This window comes from Chryseobacterium limigenitum, assembly GCF_900114875.1.
Taxonomy (GTDB): Bacteria; Bacteroidota; Bacteroidia; order Flavobacteriales; family Weeksellaceae; genus Chryseobacterium; species Chryseobacterium limigenitum.
Genome location: NZ_FPKW01000005.1, coordinates 147,053 through 166,486, shown reverse-complemented (window position 1 = coordinate 166,486; position 19,434 = coordinate 147,053). Strand labels below are relative to the sequence as shown.

Annotated in this window: 23 protein-coding genes; 4 read left to right on the top strand and 19 right to left on the bottom strand. The window is 33.7% G+C overall.

Annotated elements, in window-relative coordinates; translation table 11 throughout:
• Window positions 1-210: 210 nt before the first annotated feature.
• From BT156_RS08710 to BT156_RS08700, 3 genes are all read left to right on the top strand, one after another.
• A complete protein-coding gene (locus tag BT156_RS08710) occupies window positions 211-972 on the top strand; it encodes an alpha/beta fold hydrolase (RefSeq protein WP_072409205.1) in 762 nt (253 codons plus the stop codon).
• Between the two features lie 64 nt (window positions 973-1,036).
• Window positions 1,037-1,660: a ribosome biogenesis GTP-binding protein YihA/YsxC gene (yihA, locus tag BT156_RS08705; RefSeq protein WP_066754178.1), complete on the top strand. Its 624-nt coding sequence runs from the start codon at window positions 1,037-1,039 to the stop codon at window positions 1,658-1,660.
• Window positions 1,653-2,102, top strand: coding sequence for a GNAT family N-acetyltransferase (locus BT156_RS08700; protein ID WP_072409203.1), 450 nt, complete (start codon window positions 1,653-1,655; stop codon window positions 2,100-2,102). The genes yihA and BT156_RS08700 overlap by 8 nt, the downstream gene beginning before the upstream one ends.
• Before the next feature lie 59 nt (window positions 2,103-2,161).
• On the opposite strand, the gene BT156_RS08695 is transcribed toward BT156_RS08700, so the two are convergent.
• The 14 genes from BT156_RS08695 to BT156_RS21880 all read right to left on the bottom strand — a co-directional run bounded on the left by BT156_RS08695 (window position 2,162) and on the right by BT156_RS21880 (window position 11,442).
• Window positions 2,162-3,049: a hypothetical protein gene (locus BT156_RS08695; RefSeq protein ID WP_072409201.1), complete on the bottom strand. Its 888-nt coding sequence runs from the start codon at window positions 3,047-3,049 to the stop codon at window positions 2,162-2,164.
• Window positions 3,050-3,059: 10 nt separating this feature from the next.
• Entirely contained in the window at window positions 3,060-4,400 is a 1,341-nt protein-coding gene (locus BT156_RS08690; protein WP_072409199.1) for a beta-carotene 15,15'-monooxygenase, read from the bottom strand.
• A 6-nt stretch (window positions 4,401-4,406) separates the two neighbouring features.
• Window positions 4,407-4,814: a hypothetical protein gene (locus BT156_RS08685; protein WP_072409197.1), complete on the bottom strand. Its 408-nt coding sequence runs from the start codon at window positions 4,812-4,814 to the stop codon at window positions 4,407-4,409.
• 7 nt (window positions 4,815-4,821) lie between these two features.
• The gene (locus tag BT156_RS08680) at window positions 4,822-5,220 is read right to left on the bottom strand and encodes a DUF6804 family protein (RefSeq protein ID WP_139255442.1); all 399 of its coding nucleotides are present in this window, start codon (window positions 5,218-5,220) and stop codon (window positions 4,822-4,824) included.
• Complete coding sequence (locus BT156_RS21760) at window positions 5,217-5,615, bottom strand: hypothetical protein (protein ID WP_083582323.1); 399 nt, start codon at window positions 5,613-5,615, stop codon at window positions 5,217-5,219. Before BT156_RS21760 ends, BT156_RS08680 begins: the two co-directional genes overlap by 4 nt.
• Before the next feature lie 391 nt (window positions 5,616-6,006).
• Window positions 6,007-6,531: an SH3 domain-containing protein gene (locus tag BT156_RS08665; protein WP_072409193.1), complete on the bottom strand. Its 525-nt coding sequence runs from the start codon at window positions 6,529-6,531 to the stop codon at window positions 6,007-6,009.
• 11 nt (window positions 6,532-6,542) lie between these two features.
• On the bottom strand, window positions 6,543-7,613 hold the full coding sequence (locus tag BT156_RS08660; protein ID WP_072409191.1) for a type I restriction endonuclease: 1,071 nt from the start codon (window positions 7,611-7,613) through the stop codon (window positions 6,543-6,545).
• Window positions 7,614-7,624: 11 nt separating this feature from the next.
• Entirely contained in the window at window positions 7,625-7,957 is a 333-nt protein-coding gene (locus BT156_RS08655) for a YegP family protein (protein WP_072409189.1), read from the bottom strand.
• On the bottom strand, window positions 7,908-8,255 hold the full coding sequence (yidD, locus tag BT156_RS08650) for a membrane protein insertion efficiency factor YidD (RefSeq protein ID WP_072409187.1): 348 nt from the start codon (window positions 8,253-8,255) through the stop codon (window positions 7,908-7,910). The genes BT156_RS08655 and yidD overlap by 50 nt, the downstream gene beginning before the upstream one ends.
• The gene (locus BT156_RS08645; protein WP_072409185.1) at window positions 8,227-8,490 is read right to left on the bottom strand and encodes a hypothetical protein; all 264 of its coding nucleotides are present in this window, start codon (window positions 8,488-8,490) and stop codon (window positions 8,227-8,229) included. Before BT156_RS08645 ends, yidD begins: the two co-directional genes overlap by 29 nt.
• 127 nt (window positions 8,491-8,617) lie before the next feature.
• Window positions 8,618-9,283 (bottom strand): response regulator, encoded by a 666-nt coding sequence (locus BT156_RS08640; protein WP_072409183.1) that lies wholly within the window; start codon window positions 9,281-9,283, stop codon window positions 8,618-8,620.
• Window positions 9,284-9,295: 12 nt separating this feature from the next.
• Complete coding sequence (locus BT156_RS08635; protein WP_170857287.1) at window positions 9,296-10,927, bottom strand: tetratricopeptide repeat-containing sensor histidine kinase; 1,632 nt, start codon at window positions 10,925-10,927, stop codon at window positions 9,296-9,298.
• Window positions 10,928-10,993: 66 nt separating this feature from the next.
• Window positions 10,994-11,191 (bottom strand): hypothetical protein, encoded by a 198-nt coding sequence (locus BT156_RS08630; protein ID WP_072409181.1) that lies wholly within the window; start codon window positions 11,189-11,191, stop codon window positions 10,994-10,996.
• A 62-nt stretch (window positions 11,192-11,253) separates the two neighbouring features.
• On the bottom strand, window positions 11,254-11,442 hold the full coding sequence (locus BT156_RS21880) for a hypothetical protein (RefSeq protein WP_139255441.1): 189 nt from the start codon (window positions 11,440-11,442) through the stop codon (window positions 11,254-11,256).
• A gap of 378 nt (window positions 11,443-11,820) precedes the next feature.
• Here BT156_RS21880 and BT156_RS08625 point away from each other — a divergent pair, with 378 nt between their 5' ends.
• On the top strand, window positions 11,821-12,609 hold the full coding sequence (locus BT156_RS08625) for a hypothetical protein (protein ID WP_072409179.1): 789 nt from the start codon (window positions 11,821-11,823) through the stop codon (window positions 12,607-12,609).
• A gap of 72 nt (window positions 12,610-12,681) precedes the next feature.
• Here the strand turns inward: BT156_RS08625 and msrA are convergent, their stop codons facing one another.
• From msrA to BT156_RS08600, 5 genes are all read right to left on the bottom strand, one after another.
• Complete coding sequence (gene msrA, locus BT156_RS08620; protein ID WP_072409176.1) at window positions 12,682-13,236, bottom strand: peptide-methionine (S)-S-oxide reductase MsrA; 555 nt, start codon at window positions 13,234-13,236, stop codon at window positions 12,682-12,684.
• Between the two features lie 483 nt (window positions 13,237-13,719).
• Window positions 13,720-14,688 (bottom strand): ROK family protein, encoded by a 969-nt coding sequence (locus tag BT156_RS08615; RefSeq protein ID WP_072409174.1) that lies wholly within the window; start codon window positions 14,686-14,688, stop codon window positions 13,720-13,722.
• Between the two features lie 87 nt (window positions 14,689-14,775).
• Window positions 14,776-15,984 (bottom strand): PepSY-associated TM helix domain-containing protein, encoded by a 1,209-nt coding sequence (locus BT156_RS08610; protein ID WP_072409172.1) that lies wholly within the window; start codon window positions 15,982-15,984, stop codon window positions 14,776-14,778.
• A gap of 105 nt (window positions 15,985-16,089) precedes the next feature.
• The gene (locus BT156_RS08605) at window positions 16,090-18,201 is read right to left on the bottom strand and encodes a TonB-dependent receptor (RefSeq protein WP_072409170.1); all 2,112 of its coding nucleotides are present in this window, start codon (window positions 18,199-18,201) and stop codon (window positions 16,090-16,092) included.
• Window positions 18,201-19,406, bottom strand: a complete 1,206-nt coding sequence (locus tag BT156_RS08600; protein ID WP_072409168.1) for a PepSY-associated TM helix domain-containing protein — start codon at window positions 19,404-19,406, stop codon at window positions 18,201-18,203. The genes BT156_RS08605 and BT156_RS08600 overlap by 1 nt, the downstream gene beginning before the upstream one ends.
• Between the last annotated feature and the right edge of the window lie 28 nt (window positions 19,407-19,434).

Genomic DNA, 19,434 nt, shown 5'->3' with positions numbered 1-19,434 from the left:
GTTAATAAGTTTTATTAAAGATTTAATAATGTAGGTTTAAGTTATTGATATGTTGAGCCTTGTGAATTGTATTATTCAGGCCATAATAAAGAGATTTTCAAAAAAAGAGTTAAAAAGAGCTTTATTATATTATTTTTATTTTAAATTAGGCATATCAAAATATTTTTGAGGTTTAATTTGTATTTTTGCAAGGCTTTATTAAGGCGTTTTATGATATTTAGTACAAAAAAAGAAAAGAAATATACCTTTGTAGAGGCGGGAGAAGGACATCCATTAGTGCTATTGCACGGTTTAATGGGTGGTTTGAGCAATTTCGATAAGATGGTGAATTTTTTTTCAGAGAGAGGATTTAAGGTCTATGTACCTCAATTGCCTATCTACGATTTGCCGGTGCTTAATACTAATCTTACCACATTAGCAAAATATATTATAAAGTTTATAGAGAGTCATATTGAAGAACCTGTAACCATTGTTGGAAACTCAATGGGAGGTCACATTGGGCTTATACTAACTTTGGCAAGACCGGATCTGGTCAATAATCTGGTTTTAACCGGGAGTTCAGGATTATATGAAAGAACATTCGGAGACAGTTTTCCAAGAAAAAATGACAAATCCTATATAAGGAAGAAAACTGAAGAGGTTTTTTATGACCCTGCTGTGGCAACTGAAGATCTTGTAGACGAGGTTTTTGGGGTGGTGAATGACAGAATGAAGGGAATAAAAACCGTAATGCTTGCAAGAAGCGCCATCAAACACAATATGTTGCATGATCTTCCTAAGATTTTAACCCCGACTTGTTTGATCTGGGGGAAACAGGACAATGTAACACCTCCTGAGGTTGCGATCGACATGAATAAATTTATTCCGAATTCGGATCTTTTCTGGATTGATAAATGCGGCCACGCAGCAATGATGGAAAAACCGGATGAGTTCAATGAGATTCTCTACAGTTGGTTAAAAGATAAAGTTTAAAAAAATAGATTAAACCATTAAGAGCTTTTCTTAATGGTTTAATTTTCTAAAAAATATTCGAGAAATGGTTATTAAAACAGCAGAGTTTGTAAAGAGTAGCGGAAAATGGCAGGAATGTCCGGAACCGACGATCCCAGAATATGCTTTTATAGGAAGATCAAATGTTGGGAAATCTTCATTGATCAATGCGATGATGAACAGGAAAGATTTGGCTAAAACTTCCGGAACTCCAGGGAAAACTCAGCTTATTAATCATTTTATCGTCAATGAAAACTGGTATCTTACCGATTTACCGGGGTATGGTTATGCAAAGGTCTCAAAGGTTTTGAGAAGGGATTTTGAGAAACTGATCAACAATTATATTCTGAACAGAAAAAATCTTGTGAATCTTTTTGTTTTGATTGATTCAAGACACAGCCCTCAAAAAATAGATCTTGAGTTTATTGAATGGTGCGGGGAAAGCGGTGTTCCGTTTTCAATTGTTTTCACTAAAGTTGATAAGCTGAAACCCAATATCGCCATAAAAAATGTAGAAGACTATAAGGCTGAGCTTTATAAGACATGGGAAGATCTTCCCGAGTTATATGTAACTTCTGCTGAGAAGAAAGAAGGATGCGATGAAATCCTGGACTTCATACAAACAACCAACGACTTTTTAAATAATAATAACGTTAATTTCGATGAGTAATATTATCTGGAAAATTAAAACATTTGAAGAGTTTACAGTTCCTGAGTTATATGCAGTTTTGAAAGCTCGTATCGATGTTTTTGTGATCGAGCAAAATTGTCCTTATCCTGATCTGGATAATTACGATCAAAAAGCAATTCATATTTGGGCAGAGGAAGATGGTGATGTATTGGCGTATTGTCGCGTTTTCGATAAAGGAATTAAATATGATGAAACTTCTTTAGGCAGAGTTTTAACAACAGAAAAAGCAAGAGGAAAAAGCTTAGGAAAACTGTTGATAAAATATGCTGTTGAAACGATAGAAAACCGTTTTCATACTTCTGAGATCAGAATTTCTGCACAGGATTATCTATTGAAGTTCTACGGAGAATTTGGTTTTGTAGATACCGGGAAAAAATATTTGGAAGATGACATTCCGCACACGGAAATGATCAGAAAATAAAGAAAAGCGAAGAAATTACTCTTCGCTTTTTTTGATAATTAAATATATGGAGTGTTTTTTTATTTTCCTGAAATGGCTTTTAAAATAATAGGTTCAAGATTAGACGGCAGATCTGCTGATTTTATCTGATAGTTTTTAATCTTCATTTCTTTGAACCAGCTTTCCCAGTATTCTTTGATGACACCCTCTTCAAAAGGATTCCCTTTTTCGGGATTGATTCCTAAGACAACGACTTCTAGATTACTCAAATTATCATTAGCTTTCACAAAACCCAGCTTATTTTTTTCAATCGTATTTTTAAAATCAGAAGTTGTAAGATTGTTTGATTTTATCAATTTTGAAGTTAAATAGGATGTCTTTTTTTCCTCTTCAAACTTAGTGTTTTGGTGATACATATATCCGTCAGTCAAAATAAAAAGAATATTTCTGTGATCATCTTTGATGCAATAGTCTTTAACTTTATTTTTGAAAAATTCCCAAATATCCGAGCCAACATATTTCCCATCTTTAATAGCAGATTGATAGATATTTGAGGGCAATTCAGAATATTTTTTTTCAACAGAGCTGAAATAATCTTTACCAGTATTTTTATCAAAAGAGATTTTAAGTTCTCTTGTAAATTCATTCATTTTAGGATCAGAGGGTTCCGGATTAAAGAAAACCTGCATCTGATCATTAAATGTGATGATTCTTTTTGTTTTAATATGATTCAAAAAACCTTTTTCTATGGCTTTAATGTATTCCGTATCTCTTTGGAAATATTCCATTGTAGGATTAGGATGAGTTTGAGGATCAATCCTGTCTGATAAATCAATTAAAATGCTGACATTGATGTTGTTCGGATCAGGAGTAATTGAATCTGCTTTAATGGGATCTATTTTTTCAGGTTCTTTTTTACAACAAGAAACCAAAGATATGATCAATAATAAATAAAATATTTTTTTCATTAGAAGAGATTTATAGTGCAGATAAATAAACAAGATTTTGATTGTCCGAATTGGCCCCAACGTTTTCCAGATTGGTAGTATAGGTTTCAATACAGCTGTCGATCATGGTTTGTTTCTCGGTTCTTGAAACTGCTATTTTTTCGCCAATAAATGTCACCCAGCCCTGAACATATTCGGAAGCATACAATTTGTAATCTTTTGTTGGAATGATCACTCCGTCAATGATATTTTGAAGTTCTTCAATTCTTCCTCGTGTTTTTATAACAAGTTCTTTTGTGCTTCCGATGTTTGCGAGGATCTCTTCAATTTCTTTTTTAAGAACATTGATTTTTTCTAAAAGAAAAAGAACGTTTTTCTGCCTGATTTCCTGTTCGTTTTTGATCTTATCTTTTTCTCTGTGTTCCTTCATTACAAAGTCGAACACCAATCCCCAAATAATATAAACGATGAATCCTGCGAAAATAATTCCCCAAAACTGGTTTTTAGTAAAGGCAATTTTAAGGTCGAATGGGGGAGATTCAAAAGTTTTGTTTAGCTCATATAATTTAGATTCGATTTCATAGGCTAAAATGGCATCAAAAATAAATGTTACAACAAATAATACTCCTAGTTTGACATAATTTACCCAGCTTTTATTTTCACTAAACATATGGATCAGAAATCCTAATCCTAAGAATACAAATGGGATGAGTGTAACAAATGCGCCTTCAATTAAACCTTCATTCCATGCTTTATTAAGAGCTTGCGCATCCAAAACACTTTGTATAACAGTAATTTTGGCATCAAAACTTTTAAAAAAAGCTGAGTAAGAAGTCGAAATATAAAATGTAAGCAGATACAATGTTATAGGAACTAAAAGAATTGCGCCGATCCAAAACTTGGTAGAAGCTCCCTTCGTTGCTTTTACATTATGTTTTTCCGGATTCCTCGGGAGATCAAGAATTTCAGCTTTTAACATTTCAATCGTATTTTGATGATTTTCAATGTCTGTGTTTTTGTTTTTTAATTGTTCTTCCTTGGTCTCCAATGAAACAGTCAGGGCTTTGATCTCAGTTTCCCTGTTTTTTTGCTCGTTGACGTAGGATTCTTTGAGTTTCTGCTGTTTTTCAACCATTTCTTTTTCCTCATTCTGGAATTTTGAATAAACGGCATCAAGACAAATAGATAATGTGGTATGATTTCCGTTATTTCTGGAGCTGTCTCTGTAACCTCCTTCATGGTAGGTGCGTTTTCTACTTTCTTCGGGAGATTCTTCGTTGGAGTCGATCTCCGCTTTAGGAGATTCTTCTTTCGGAGTTTCAATCGGAATTGACTTTAATTTAAATAAGTTTTTTATACTTGTGGTATCCATAGTGTGTTAGTTTTTTAATTCATATAAAATATCTGTTTTGTTCTTGCCGATTTTTACAGCTTCGATGAGATAATCGACGATCGCTTTTACGTTTTCATCTAAAAAACCGAACATTATAACATATTTTTCCATTGCAGAATATTCATTTGGAGAAACAATGCCGTCTGCCCAGATCATCACCGTGAGATCGTACAGATAATCTACTTTTTCTTCAATAGTTTGAGGAACGAGAGACTTAATATTGATGGGATTTAATAGTATTTCGTCCAGATTTTTAGATGAAATACCTCTTTCTTCTGCACATTTATAAAGCATCTTCAGTTCTAAGGCGCTGAAATCATCATCACAAATCGCCATTTGATAAAGTCGTAGAAAATGAGCTTTAAGATTTTCCGTAATTTGAATATTTTCCATGGTTGGCTTAGTCTTCTTTTGGTTTTTTAGGATTAATAATGATGTCTCGAGGGTATGCTCTCGGTTGTTTGAAGTGTGTTGAAGTTTCTTCTGTATTTTCTTCTTCCTCCTTTTTTTCTTCCGGTTTTTGGGCAAAGGCAATCAGTAAAAACAAAATTCCTGTAATGGTGTCGACAGGGATCCATAAGCTTTTTCTGTATAGATAAACGGGAAAAATGGGGTTGAAAATGATAAGTATGATGATGAATATTGTACTCCAGTTATATTGTTTATTGCTTAAAAAATTATAAATAATAATGAGTGCTCCAACGGAAACCAACACTCTGAGAAAAGTATAATATTCTATAGGAAGTCTGAAAATACCAACGAAACAACTTATAGCACAGAATATAAGGAAGGGTTTCACTGTATTCTTTCTTTAGCTTTGATCTGTTCTTCGTACCAATATTTCTGTGTGCTGAAATCCAATGGCCAATCTCTTTGAGCTTGTTTTTTTATTGAATTGTCATCTATTGTTTCCATATAATCATATGCCTCAATTTCTTCATTAATCCAATACTCTTGAGTGGAATAATCATTTGGCCAATCTTTTTTAGCTTTTTCTTTTAGTTTAGCAATTACAGCATCTTTTTTAGGATCTGTTTTTACTTCTATTTCTTGAGGATGAATATCAGAAGCTTCCTGAGCTTCTATACCTGTATAAGATGGAGTTTTATTTTTTTTATCATCCATACTGCCGAAAGCAATGAGGATGAAAAATAAAAATAAACCGGCTGAAATTATGTGTTTAAAGTTTTTCATAGTTTTTAATGTTTAAATTTTTTTTTGTTATATAAAGAGAGGGAATTATCCCAATTAAATAAAAACCAACATCAATGACATCAAAAGTTCCCGGAATAATTTTAAAAAGTTGGAAAAATTCTGATAAAATTGCGGCTAATGGAATATCTCCAAATCTCTAATGAGAGTGTGGTGTAAGAAAATATCCAAAGTCCATCTGGAAGACTATAAACAAGCCAAGGTGGAAAAGAATAAATATTTCTTAAATTCTGTATGATATTAATTTCATTAGAAATACTTAAATATTTAAACCAACGGAACATTATAAGACTTTCAGGTCTGAAAATAATATAAATAAATCCACCCAATATTACTGGAAGAAATAAAATAATTATTCTTAAGTTTCGAATCATTATTTCACATCTTTATAATAAACATATCCTGTTTTTCCGGATTTCTGGATCTTTATTTTATACCAGGGTGCTTGCGTTGAAAGCTGAATTAATTTTGAATTTTTGGAAACTTTCTCTATTATTTTAGAGGTAAGAGAAGGTTTTTCATATACATTGGTGACTGAAATTCCTGCGATATATCTGCCAGAATTGATATTTATTTCATTAACAAAAACTGACGGAGCTTTGTTTGATCTTCCTTTTTTTGAAATGTAAGAATCTGATTCTCTTGATTTTTTAGCTTTACTTTTCTTCGGGGATGATCGATGTGAAGATGATTTATTTTCGGAAGATCCACCTCCACAGACTCCGCAGGTTCCGCCACCACTGCAATGTCCGCAACGAGAACAGTTTGAGCAAGCTGTGCAATAGGCAGAACCTGTGCATCTTCCGCCATGGTCTGCATCTGGAGTTTTTGAGAATGAGAAAGAATCAGAAACAAATGCGCCGATGCAGATTATTACTATAGAAATGAAAGTTTTCATGGTTTTTAGTTTTAAGAATAATTTTCTAATGTTTTATGAAGCTCTGATTTGTAATTGTAAATTTCATCAAGGTTATTGAGTAAAACTTTTTCTCCTGCTTCTTTGCCATTGTGAAATGTTTCCAGATATTTATTTGCGGTATTAAAATGGAATCTACATAGAGGTTTTCTATTATTGTCGTCCAATAAAACGCCGAAATAAGACAGGGTATCTCTATGCGCAATCCTTTCAGAAGGTATTTTCTCTCTTAAAATAGCTTTTACAATTTGGAAAGCTTCCAATTCCTCTTCAGTTGTAACGATCTTGGAATCATTGTTTTCGTCAATAGGCTGAGAGCTTTTTGCAGTATCATCTTGTTTTTCAATTTGTTCGTTAATGCTTAAAGCCGATTTAAGTCTGAAACTGATTGATTCATTGATAGATGTGGTTAGGGCTTTCTTCGTATATTCTTTAAAAGAAACCATTCTGTTGGCGGTCATTGGCTTCTCAAAAAACCTGCTTACTAAAAGTTTTACCAATTCGTCAGATGGTGTTTCAATTTCTTTTTCAAATTCTTTTCTGATGGCTTTGATATATTTTAATGCCTCTGCAGAATCTAAAATACTTTCAAGATTGTAGTCTTTTTTAGTAAAACTTTCAAGAATTTTAATCGAACTGTCTTTCAGATCTTCAATATTAATAGAGAAAAAAGGCTTTTCATCCATAATATTTGGCTTTTCCAAATCAGTATAAAAGTTGTAAACAATACCGTTCGTAAGTACACCAAACCTTGTTTTTGAAACATGATAATAACGGTGAAGCTGTGAATTATGTGCATCGGCACTTTCTTTCCAGTGTTTGCATTCAATTATGAAAATCGGGTTGTCATTATGCTTAATCACGTAGTCTACTTTCTCTCCCTTTTTCGTCCCGATATCACAAATATGCTCCGGAATAACTTCGGTTGGATTGAAAATATCATAACCTAGAATCTGTATAAAAGGCATGACGAATGCATTTTTCGTAGCTTCCTCGGTGCTTATCTGATCTTTTAAGCCGACTACTTTCTGATGTAATTGTTCAAGTTTAATTTTAAGATCCATAGTGTTGGTTTTTAAAGAGTTTCATCAATGGTTTCGGAGGTTGGAGCATTGTTTTTAAGAGAAGCAATTCCGCTTTCCATAGACGATTTTGAACTGTAATATTGGCTTTTACCAATAATTTCTCCGTTTCTTGCCTTTAAGACAAAGTAATCTTTATCATTCACCGCAACTCTTCGGTCATATCTTGCATCATCTTGTGAATTAATTTTTACAGATTCTATTCCCTTTTGACACGATGCTTTTTGAACATAACCTTCGCTGGTTAAAATAATTTCGCCATTTCCGGCTTTAAGATTAAATTGATACTCGCTGTTTTTTCTTTTTGTGATAACAAATTTCCCCATGATTAATTTTTTTTTCCCGATTAATTAAATGTTTTGAAATTTCTTCTTCATTAAGAATTTGATTTCCAGGTAAAATGATTTGATACTTTCTTGTTATTGGATTTTCAATAAGATGGGCTCCGGATCTGCAATTTTGAAATCTATATTTGAATGCTTTTAATCCTGGAATAAAACCTTCATTTATTGTTTTTTCGTAAACATATTTAGAGCAACTTATTCTGAAAATACATTTCCTCCTTTTTTGTGCAGGAATAATGATCCAATAAGTTCTAATTAATAGAATCAGTATATGTTTCATTTTCTTCTTTTGTAAAGACAGCCATTTGATATGATGTCATATAACCTTTTTGGGTTTCAGTACCAAAACAACCTTTAATGGGTTGAACATAAGTAGAAACACTTTCTAATCTTACATAATTCCAGCCTTGATCGGTCTGAACTTTTATTAAATTTTCTAATTGTTGAGCAATATTGCTCGAACTCATATTTTGCTGGTTTGCAGTTGCAACAAACGGGATTACTTTATATTCCATAATTGTTTTTGTTTAACACTCCAAAAGTAGGTCACTAATAAAAACGAGCATTACGGCTTCCCGTAAAACGCAAAAAAACCTTCCAAAAAAATTGAAAGGTTTGATGAAATATGTTTTAGAAATCTCGTTAAATAATCCCTAAGTCCTTACAAAAAGCAACCAATTGCTCATTGCTGGTAACTTCGAGGGCTTCTTTTAGGCTGTTTAATCTTTTTTCAACACTGCTTAAACTATTCGGTTTGATGTCGTTGTTTTGAAGATACACAGGGATGTTTTTTTGTAAAACGCCTTGAGAAAGAAGAGAGACTAGAGTAATGTCATAAGCAGAAAACTCATAATTATTCAGTTTTTTTACCTCTTGTTTAAGGTCTAATGACAAGTAATTTTCATTAACGTAAACGGAAGCAATAGCCTTTTTTAATTCTTTTGAATCATTTCTAGCCTTACGGACATAGCCGTTGATTTTAGATTCTGTGAAAAGAGAATCAATAATTCCCGATCTGTGTTCGGCGGAAAAAACGATCACTTTTAACGAAGGCTGAATTTCGCGCAGCTGCTGTACCAGTTCTATTCCGTCTTTAATGTTTTGCTGACGATGATCTTCCTCATAATAAAGGTCGGTGATGAGCAGATCATAAGTGTCATTTTCGCGGACAGATTTTTGAACTTTGGCTAAAGCATCATCACAATACGAGACGTAATCAACAGTCGGAACATTCAGTTCTTCAAGCGTTTTTTGTACAGAAATACTGATGCTTTCGTGGTCTTCGGATATTAAAATTTTTTTGAACATTGTTTTCTTTTTTTAAATAGGAAATGAAATGGTGATCTTCAGTCCTTTTTCGATTTCGGTATCAAAAATAATTTCTCCGCGGACATTCTCAATACGGGAAACCGTACTCGTGAGCCCATTTTTATAAATTAATTCTCCAGAGATGCCTACACCATTGTCTGTGTAATGAATTGTGATAAAATTATTTATTCTTTCAAACTTTAATACAACTCTGTCTGCCTGACTGTGTTTTTTCATATTAACCAAAAGCTCTCTAATGATCTGATAAACTTCTTCCTGACCAGATGATTTCAGATCTTTCCAAATGGTCTCATCATTTCCGGCAACATAGGTATTTACTGTTTCATTTTTAAAGGTGGCGATAAGCTTAGATATTTTCTTGCCGAAATCTTCCTCATCTTCTTTTAAATCTATTTTTTCATAAGAAATGTCTCTTGATTTTTCATAAACGAATTCCAGCTCATCCAGCATTTCATTTTTATCAATATTTTCCTGATTTTCAATTTTGGTTATTACCTGATAAATACCATTGGCAACCACATCGTGTACTTTTTTTGAGAGTTTGAGTTGGTTGTTTTTTATTTTTAATTCGTTTTCTTGTTTTAATCTTTTTTGCCTTCTTCGATACCAAACTATAATGATTATTAATGCTAAAGCTAGTAACGCTACGAGAAAATATTGTTTTAATATTTGATTTTGATTTTGAGCATTTTCGGTTTTAAGTTTTTCTGAATCAAACCTGATAAGAGCAAATTGGTTTTTTGAATTATTCCGAGCTGTTTGTAAGCTGTCACTAAGTGATTGATATACTTTAAAATAGTATAAGCGTTTATCAGCATCTAAATTAATTAACTTTTTTAAAGCTTCTGCCTGATCATCGGCACTTTTATTAAGTTTAGACAGTTCAAGCATTTTCTTAGAATGAAATAATGCTTTTTCGGAATTTTTATTCATGAAGAAATCTGCAAGATGAGAATGACTTGAGTTTTGTCCCCATAGATCATTTTGAGATTCTCTTATCTGTAATGCTTTTAAAAGCTCTTTTTCGGGGTTATAAAATGGATTTGATTGCCATTTAGTCGTCGCAAGATTTGTTATTACTGTTGAATAAGTCTTCGGATTTTTAGCTTCTTTTAATATTTCTTCATAAATTTTTATTGCCGGATTATATTTTTTTTGTTCTTTGTATGCGTTACCAATATTATTAAGGGCAATTAATTTATAAGGTGTATCATCTGTAAACTTGATTGCCTCATAATAGAATCTTATTGCATTTTTATAATCTTTCAGATTGTTACTAGCTATTCCTAAATTGTTATAATTTGAACATATATCAGCAAATTGTTGTTTGTCATTTTCGTCAAAAAATTTAGATGCTTCAATTGAAATTGATTGCCCTCCATAATAATCTCCTTTATCGGTTGATATTATAGCCATATTAACAAGACATTTTCCTGCTTTTGCATTATTATTTTTTTCTACAAAAATATCTTTTGCCTTGTCAAAGTAAACATAAGCACTATCCTTGTTTTTTTTCTCTAAAAACTCAAAAGCTTTATCGTAGAAAATATTAGTATCACTATCAATTTTTTTATTGCAATTGAACAGATTAATTAATAGAAATATGGAGAATAACTTTTTCATGGTATTAGTTTTCGAGTGCAAAATAATAAAAAAGAGCAGATTAATATAATCTGCCCTTTTCATTTTTTAAGGATTAGTAAAAGGAGGAGGTAATTGTCCTGTATTTCCTCCTACTGGCCCTCCGTCTTCTCCGGTTCCTGTAATCGGATCAGTCGTTCCGTTTTGCACAGTTACGGGATTTCCGTTGTTATCGTTACACGTTGTCGTATTTGCACTATTGTTGGAGAACGCTAAACCTAATAGCATTAAAATAAAGTTAATCATGTTCTTATTATAATTTAGAACAAAGATATAAAAAGGAGAAATTGCTTCCTCCTTTTATTTAACTATTTTTTAGGTGGGATTTGTATTGTATCTCCTCCCGTGTCACCTTCTAAACATCCAGGATCTAAACTACTTCCCGGATTAGAACTTTGCACAGTTACGGGATTTCCGTTGTTATCGTTACACGTTGTCGTATTTGCGTTGGTATGTGAGAATGCTAAACCTAATAGCATTAATATAAACTGGATCATGTTTTCAAAAAATTTGTTGTTAAAGCATTCGTGTTCTTCCCTGCGAAACAGATCGCAGATAGTTTTACACGTTTAAAATTTCGAAGCGCTTCTTAAATTTTTTGGGAAGTGAACCTTCAAAAACGGAGGAGAAACATCTGCTTCCCAACCCGGAGTTTTCCTCCGTTTTATCTGGTGATTTTGAAATCAGTTTTGTACATTTGTTTTTTGTAATGTTTTGTTTCTCACTGATTTCTATGGCAAATTAACGACGAATGGTAAGGCGAGTGTTAGAAAGTTTTTGGAAAGTTTTTGGAAAGTTTTTTTCGGTGAGGTGTACGGGAAACCGTAATAGATTTAGCTCAAAACTCATTAATTTTCGCAATAATATCCATGATTATGTCAAAATTTTTATCTGAAAAAAAGAAGTTAATAGAAGATGTATATGAAAAAGCATCAAGCCAAACCACAGAAACATCCTTTAATGGGATTATATTGCATCTTGAACAGGTTTTAAATGATGAGTTTGAAGGTTTGAGCTATAAGTCTTTTGAGAATTATTATAAAGCTTTGGTAGAAAATGATGAAGATTACAATATTAAAACTTCTATTTTAGATAATCTGAGTAGATATTTAGGATATGATACATTCAAAGATTATTGTTCTGAATGGAGAACTGTAGAATACTCAATTCAACAAGCAATTTCTAAAATTGTAATAACTATTATTAATAAACCAATTCTTACAATGCCCGAATTCATGAAGAAAAACGGGATGGGAATTATGGAAATGGCTTTGGTGATCTGTCTTGTCACCGGAAGTGTTGTTTTTTCGCATCCAAAGAATAAAACGTATGGTTTTGCCGGAATGTCACCATCAATGGAATGTATGTATTGGGATGGAAGCGAATATAAACTGGTAGATTGCAATGATAAGAATCCTAAATTTGATAAGAAAATTCCTATGGATGAAGATAATTTACAGTTTTTTAAAAGAATTTTGCGAAAAGATACATTGACCTATAAAAATGCAGTTGGAAAGACATGGTATTCGAAGTATAACGGTGAAGTAGAGTTTTTTACGAAAGACGGAACAGATCCCGACACGGGGAGGGAACTGAGAAAATCAACCGCTCTTATGTTGCAAAAATATGCTTTTCAGCAATCAGATTCCATAGAAGTAGAATGATAAATTTTGGACATAAAAAAACCACAAAAGCATTGTAAACTCTTGTGGTTAAAAATAAATTTTAATTAATTTTTATTCTGCATTCAACATTCCCAGTTCTCCGAAATGTTTTTTGAATTTCTGAATTTTAGGACCTACAACTGCGCTACAGTAAGGCTGAGTAGGATTTTCATTATAATATCCTTGGTGATACTGTTCTGCTGACCAGAATTTCTCGAATTTTGTGACTTCTGTAACATAGGTTCCTGACCATCTTCCTGACGCTTCAGAAGTTTTGATAGCTTCTTCGGCTTTTACTTTTTCAGTATCATCTTTATAATAAATTACAGAGCGGTATTGCGTTCCGATATCATTTCCCTGTCTGTTTAATTGAGTAGGATCGTGAAGGAAGAAAAATACATCCATTAATTGCTCATAAGAGATTATTTTCGGATCATAAGTGATCTGTACAACTTCTGCATGACCGGTTTCTCCTGTGCAGACTTCTTCATACGTCGGATTATCTTTATGACCTCCGGAATATCCTGAGATTGCAGATTCAACTCCTTTCAGCATATTGAAACAGCTTTCCACGCACCAGAAACATCCGCCTCCGAAAGTAATTGTTTCTAAATTATTGTTATCCATTTTAGGTTGATTATTGTATTAAAAAAACTAATCAAAAGTAAGAAAAAGTTTTTCATTTTATATTGAAAAGAGGGTTTTAAACACAAATTGCACTAATAGATTTCACAAATAATCACGAGAAAAATATAACATAAACATTCACGTAATTTGGAAAATCAGAGGTAGGTTTTTAAACGCAAAGCTTAATCTTTACAATGTTTTTACTTTAGGGAGCAAAGAAGAATCAACAAGTTGATTGGATTAAGCACAGGTCCAAGCTTCGCGCAGCAAATTTATTTGCCTTTCCTTTCTAGAATTAAAAGTTTAAATAATTAAATCTTTACGTTTAAACTTTAAACACTAGTTACGCAAATGCTTTTCACAAACAAACACAAACCAAATAAAACGCAAACATCTGTGCAAATCTATGAGATCTGCGGGAAAAACGAAACAAAAAAAGCACCCTCAAAAAGGATGCTCAATTATATTTAATATGTTTTTCAATTATTTTTCCCAAACCAAAGCACTTGCTCCTAAAATAGCTGCATCTGCTTCGTCCAGTTCACTGAAAACCAATTTTACTTTATTTCTAAAAATCGGAAGAAGGTTTCTTTCCATATGAAGCTTAGCGGGTTTCAGAATAAAATCTCCGGCTTTAATTACTCCTCCAAATAAAAGAATAGCTTCCGGGGAAGAGAACATCACAAAATTTGCCAATGCTTCCCCTAACTTCTGACCTGTATATCTGAAAACCTCAATAGAAATGGGATCTCCTTTCAAAGCACATTCGTGTACCGTTTTTGAGTTGATTGATTCTTCAGGAAACTGACTCAACATAGATTCCGGGAATTCGGCTCTCATCTTTTTTGCTGTAATTGCGATTCCTGTTGCAGAGGCGTATGCTTCCAGACTTCCTTCAGATCCTGTACTCCAGTGTTTTCTTCCACCTGGTTTTACAATCGTGTGTCCAAGTTCACCTGCGAATCCATCATGTCCGTAGATCAATTTACCACTTGAAACAATTCCGCTTCCTACGCCTGTTCCCAATGTGATCATAATGAAATCTTTCATTCCGCGAGCTGCTCCGAAAAGCATTTCGCCAAAAGCGGCTGCATTAGCATCATTAGTTATTGTAGTAGGTAAACCGAACTTTTCAGTCATTAATTTACCAAACGGGATCACGCCTTTCCATGGTAAATTGGGAGCCTGCTCTATTGTTCCGGTATAGTAATTTCCGTTGGGAGCGCCTACACCAATTCCGTCAAAGTTTTTTTCTTTTCCGTAGCTATCAATCAGCGGATGCACTTTTTCGTACAATGCGTCTATGAATTCTTCAACTGTCGCGTATGCATCAGTGCTTAGATTGCCTTTTTCAAGAACTTCACCTCTGTGGTTTACAACACCGAATTTGGTAGTTGTACCTCCAATATCAATTCCTAGGGCAACGTGTTTTGATAAATCTATTAATGACATTTCTATTCTTATAAATTCTAAAGGGTTAAAAATATAAAAAAGATTGTATTAATGAATTATTAACTCAACATTTATTGCAATTTTTTTTTAAGCAGTTTTTACCGTTTTCTTTTTTCTTCTTCCCCACCAAACAAGGAAGCCAGTAACTGGTAATGAGGCACATATCAAACTTACAACGAAGGCAATGATCTTTGTAGGTAACCCTAAAATAGATCCAACGTGAATGTCATAATTGGCTCCAACCGTTTTTTCTCCAAAATTTTTGTCTTTCATGTCGTGAGTATGAAGCAGTTCACCTGAATTTTCATCAAAAATAAGACTGCTGCTTTTATGATAAGAGTAAGATAAATGTTTTACATAAACCTCGAAATTAGGGTGTTCGTGATCATCCATGTGCGGATGCCCAAGGTCAAGTGCAAAACCATAAGAATCAGGATATTTGGCTTTAACGGCATTACTGATCTTGTCTAATGTGGTTTCTGTTCTCAACTCTATCGGAGCTTTTGTTTTGATATGGGAGAAATCCGGATATTTTGTTTCTCCTCCTGAGAAAATCACATAGATAGCTGCCTGAACGACAAAAAATGCGTAAAATAATCCTGTAATTGAGAAGATTAAAGCAAAAATTGATGCATAAAACCCTAAGATATTATGAAGGTCATAGTTCTTTCTTTTCCAGCTTTTGATATTCTTCCATTTAAATGAAAAACGTTGCTTTCTGGCAGCTTTGTTTTTAGGCCACCATAAAACGATTCCTGATATAAGCATGATGACGAAGATGATAACAGGGATTCCCACGACATATGTTCCCCAATCCTGCTTTAACAAATAACTCCAGTGGATCATTTTTACAATCTGGAAGAATCCGTTTTTTTCGTCGTAAGTTCTTAGAACTTTTCCGTCATAAGGATTGACGTAAGCAACTTTATAGATAGGAAATTCATCAAAATAATTCCACGCATCGGTATTATGCTCGTACCAATAGAATTGATAGGACATCTTTTTGTCGATAGGAATATTTACCCAGTGAATTGGATATTTTTCTTTAACCTGAGCATCCACCGATTTTTCTAATACACGGATCGGAAGAATCTGCTTTTGATCGATATTTTTTTCGTTGTGATAGATGACATCTTTTCTGGTAATATTCTCAACTTCATCTTTAAAAACATATAATGCACCGGTAATGGAGATAATGAAGATCAAAAACCCAATACCTAAACCCAACCACAAATGCAGTTTTCCTGTCCATTTTTTAAATATATTTGGCTTCTTTTTGTGGTGTTTCTTCTTCATAATTTCTTAAAGTTCGGCAAAGACAAGACTTTATTTTTATTTAGAATACTTATAATTAGTGGGCTTTTAATGGAAATTTTCTTAATGTTTAAGTTTTAAACTTAATTAAAATTTATACTCAACCATGAACATCCCTCTCATTCCTAACGAGTTGGTGAAATCAGCATCTCTTGCTCCCCACCATGCAATTGCAGGCTGATAGTTTTTGTTGAAAAGGTTTTCGATACCTAAAGAAACTTTCCAGTTTTGGTTCACTTCATAGCTTGATTTTAGGTTGAAAACAGTGTAATCAGGAACCTTTCCTTCTCCGTAGGCATATAAACCTTTGGCATTAGGCTCGAATCTGTTCTGTGCAAAAGCATGTAACATATCAAGGCCAACAGATAAAGATTGTATTGGTCTTACCTGAACATAGGCTAAAACTTTTGGTGCAGAAATTCTGCTGTTGTTGATTTTAGCTGAATAATCTCCGTCATCTTTTATAGAGGTAATTCCTTCCATCCAACTGTAGCTTCCTCCAAAATTAATCCATTTGGTAGGTGTGAAATGTAAAAATCCTTCCACACCATACACCACTTCGGGTGATCTTTGAATCGTTAACGCTCTGTCCGGACTTTGAATAAATGTAGCGCCCAGTTTTGAAGTACTCACATAAGAAGTGATTTCATAATTGATCCATTTTGAGATCTGTCCTGTAGCCCCAAATTCATAGTTGTTGACAATGATTGGCTTTGTTTCAAGATTTTGGATCGTTCCCTCTGTTGAGGTTCTTAAAATTCTTCCCAATTCGTTGATCGAGTAGGCCTGAGAAAAGCTTCCGAATAAATTGATATAATTTTCGATATTGTAACGGACTCCGACGTTTCCAACTAAGGCATTGTATTTTAGATCTCCGCCTGTTACAAAAATGCTTTTGGTGAAAGTTCCGTCACTTTTAACGGTAGAAAGTGTGTTGAAGTCACCAACTTTTACGGCAATGTTTTCATATCGCAAACCTCCTTTTATCGTTAATTTTTTCATTAAATCAACTTTAACCAAAAGGAAAGGCGCGATGTTGGTCATGTTCATGTCAGGAGTCCAGTAGCGGCCGTCTTCCAGTTTTTGAACGGTTTGATCATTCAACACATCTAAACCATAGATCATTTCACCCTGAGAATTTTTAGCATTCCATAATTGGGTGTCGAAATTGGCTCTTGCTCCTGTTTTTTTTGAAATAACATTCGATTGTCCGCCATTCAGGAAAGTATCGCTGTATCCGTAAACGGTTCTGAAATCCTGTAAGTAAAGGTTTACGTTTAATGAAGTTCCTTTCCACAGGTTTTTATTGTCATAGCTTACTTTGAAATTGTGGTTTCTTGGTGTTCCCTGCGGAGTTGTTTCCAGATTTTTTCCTTCTCCTTCTCCGATGGTTGGGATAACTCCGTATTTTCCTGTTTTTAAACCTAAATTTAAGTCAGATTTTGAAGCATAACCGATGTAGGAAGCTTCAATTCTTTGATTATCATTGATGGAATAACCTAATTTCAACATTCCGTTGTAATTGTTCATTTTGGCTGTGCTGTAGGTCGGGCTCAGATTTACGCCATCTGCGTCTTTCATATACCCTGTTTTTTCATAAGCCAATGAAACTACATAATCAAACTTACTGATCTTTCCTGATAAAAGCTGACTTGCTCTGTAGCCTAATGTTCCTCCATATTGCTGACCGGTAATTCCAAACTGTGAAATTCCCGAGATTTTCTTGTCGGATTTGCTTCTTCTTGTGATATAATTGATAATTCCTCCGTCGGCGCCATTTCCGTAGATGGATGAAGCTCCTTTGATCACCTCAATTCTTTCAATCACAGAAGGATCAATAGATCTTAAATCTCTTGCACCGTTTCGAAGCGGAGTAGACTGTGGAATACCGTCAATTAAAACCAAAACCTGACGCCCACGAAGGGTTTGCCCTGTATTGGAGGTTTGTCCTGAGCTTGTTGCCAAACTCGGAACGGTATATTGTAAAATGCTTGTAATATCTGAATTAACAGTCAATTGTGACTGAACCTGTTTCTCTCCAACGATAGTTATTGAGCTCGGTATTTCTTTAATGTTTTCTCTTTTTCTGGATGCCGTTAAAACAACCTCATCCATATCTTTTGTATTGATGCTGTCTTTTACCTGTCCAAATGCTGAAATGGTAGCTAAACAAGCTACAGATAGCGTTAATTTTCTCATTATAGTGTCTTAATTCCTTTTTTCTTTTGTTTTCCAAGCCATACTAAAAACCCTGTAACAGGCAATGATGTGCAGATAAGTCCTGCGATAAACCAGATAATTTTCCCAAACAGTCCAAAGTATGATCCTGTGTGAATGTCATAGTTGGCGTTGGCGTATTTTTCTGCGTTGCTTAAGTTTTGATGAGGTTTATTGGCTAATAATTTCCCTGAATATTTATCAAAAACCAATTGATTTCTGATGGCAAATTTTCCGTCTTCACCATACACGGAAACCGGAATGTTTTTTAATTCTTTTCCTTTTTTATTTTTTCCGTTTAATGGAATTCTGAAACTTGATGAGGTTGAGTATAATTTTCTTGTTTCCTCTGCAGTAAGATCGAAAACTGCATTGTTTTTTGCTAAAAGCGAGTCGGGAGATTTTATTTCTTTCTCTTTTGGAAGCTCAATGGAGCCGGATAATGCAAAATTGAATGTGTTTTTTATCCAAGGATAGGCAAAGTAAATTCCTGATAAACTTAGTATTAAAGCAATAAACGAAGCATAAAACCCTAAGATATTGTGAAGGTCATAGTTCTTACGTTTCCAGGTTTTTACGTTTTTCCAATCGAAAGAGAAACGTCTTTTTCTCGTTTTTTTGTTCTGCGGCCACCAAAGAATAATTCCTGTGATCAGCATGATGATGAATAAAACGACGGGAATTCCGATTACATATTTCCCCCAATCTGAATTTAACAGTAAGCTCCAATGGATGGCCTTTAAAATAGGGAAGAGGTCATACTTTTCATTATAAATCCCAAGAATCTGACCTGTGTATTGGTTTACGTAGATTAATTTGTTGACTTTTACTTCATCAAAATAATTCCATGCCTTTTTATCCTTTTCGTAATAAAGAAATTCATAAGATTTGTTTTTATCTAAAGGAATTTCAACCGAACTGATCGGATATTTTTCATTGATCTCCAAAGCAACTTTTTCACGAAGAACCTCAATTGACAAAGGTTGTTGAGAAATTGTCTCAGCTTTTACAAAAATGTCATCTTTTCTAAGCTGACTCTGAATTTCTTCTTTAAAAATATACATCGTTCCCGTCAAAGAAACAATGAACACAATAAGCCCAACGGACAAACCAAACCACAAATGCAGTTTGGCAGACCATTTCTTTGTTGAAGAAACCTTCTTCTTATGATGATGTTTTTTCTTCATATCAAAAAGTTAACCTTTTGAGGGGCTA

Coding starts and splice junctions, on each gene's coding strand:
- BT156_RS08685 (WP_072409197.1), bottom strand. CDS start 4,814: ATGGAAAATATTCAAATTACGGAAAATCTTAAAGCTCATTTTCTACGA.
- BT156_RS08635 (WP_170857287.1), bottom strand. CDS start 10,927: ATGAAAAAGTTATTCTCCATATTTCTATTAATTAATCTGTTCAATTGC.
- BT156_RS08630 (WP_072409181.1), bottom strand. CDS start 11,191: ATGATTAACTTTATTTTAATGCTATTAGGTTTAGCGTTCTCCAACAAT.
- BT156_RS08610 (WP_072409172.1), bottom strand. CDS start 15,984: ATGAAGAAGAAACACCACAAAAAGAAGCCAAATATATTTAAAAAATGG.
- BT156_RS08655 (WP_072409189.1), bottom strand. CDS start 7,957: ATGGGGAAATTTGTTATCACAAAAAGAAAAAACAGCGAGTATCAATTT.
- BT156_RS08625 (WP_072409179.1), top strand. CDS start 11,821: ATGTCAAAATTTTTATCTGAAAAAAAGAAGTTAATAGAAGATGTATAT.
- BT156_RS08710 (WP_072409205.1), top strand. CDS start 211: ATGATATTTAGTACAAAAAAAGAAAAGAAATATACCTTTGTAGAGGCG.
- BT156_RS08605 (WP_072409170.1), bottom strand. CDS start 18,201: ATGAGAAAATTAACGCTATCTGTAGCTTGTTTAGCTACCATTTCAGCA.
- BT156_RS08700 (WP_072409203.1), top strand. CDS start 1,653: ATGAGTAATATTATCTGGAAAATTAAAACATTTGAAGAGTTTACAGTT.
- BT156_RS08645 (WP_072409185.1), bottom strand. CDS start 8,490: ATGGAATATAAAGTAATCCCGTTTGTTGCAACTGCAAACCAGCAAAAT.
- BT156_RS08640 (WP_072409183.1), bottom strand. CDS start 9,283: ATGTTCAAAAAAATTTTAATATCCGAAGACCACGAAAGCATCAGTATT.
- yihA (WP_066754178.1), top strand. CDS start 1,037: ATGGTTATTAAAACAGCAGAGTTTGTAAAGAGTAGCGGAAAATGGCAG.
- BT156_RS08615 (WP_072409174.1), bottom strand. CDS start 14,688: ATGTCATTAATAGATTTATCAAAACACGTTGCCCTAGGAATTGATATT.
- BT156_RS21880 (WP_139255441.1), bottom strand. CDS start 11,442: ATGATCCAGTTTATATTAATGCTATTAGGTTTAGCATTCTCACATACC.
- yidD (WP_072409187.1), bottom strand. CDS start 8,255: ATGAAACATATACTGATTCTATTAATTAGAACTTATTGGATCATTATT.
- msrA (WP_072409176.1), bottom strand. CDS start 13,236: ATGGATAACAATAATTTAGAAACAATTACTTTCGGAGGCGGATGTTTC.
- BT156_RS08660 (WP_072409191.1), bottom strand. CDS start 7,613: ATGGATCTTAAAATTAAACTTGAACAATTACATCAGAAAGTAGTCGGC.
- BT156_RS08690 (WP_072409199.1), bottom strand. CDS start 4,400: ATGGATACCACAAGTATAAAAAACTTATTTAAATTAAAGTCAATTCCG.
- BT156_RS08600 (WP_072409168.1), bottom strand. CDS start 19,406: ATGAAGAAAAAACATCATCATAAGAAGAAGGTTTCTTCAACAAAGAAA.
- BT156_RS08665 (WP_072409193.1), bottom strand. CDS start 6,531: ATGAAAACTTTCATTTCTATAGTAATAATCTGCATCGGCGCATTTGTT.
- BT156_RS08695 (WP_072409201.1), bottom strand. CDS start 3,049: ATGAAAAAAATATTTTATTTATTATTGATCATATCTTTGGTTTCTTGT.
- BT156_RS21760 (WP_083582323.1), bottom strand. CDS start 5,615: ATGAAAAACTTTAAACACATAATTTCAGCCGGTTTATTTTTATTTTTC.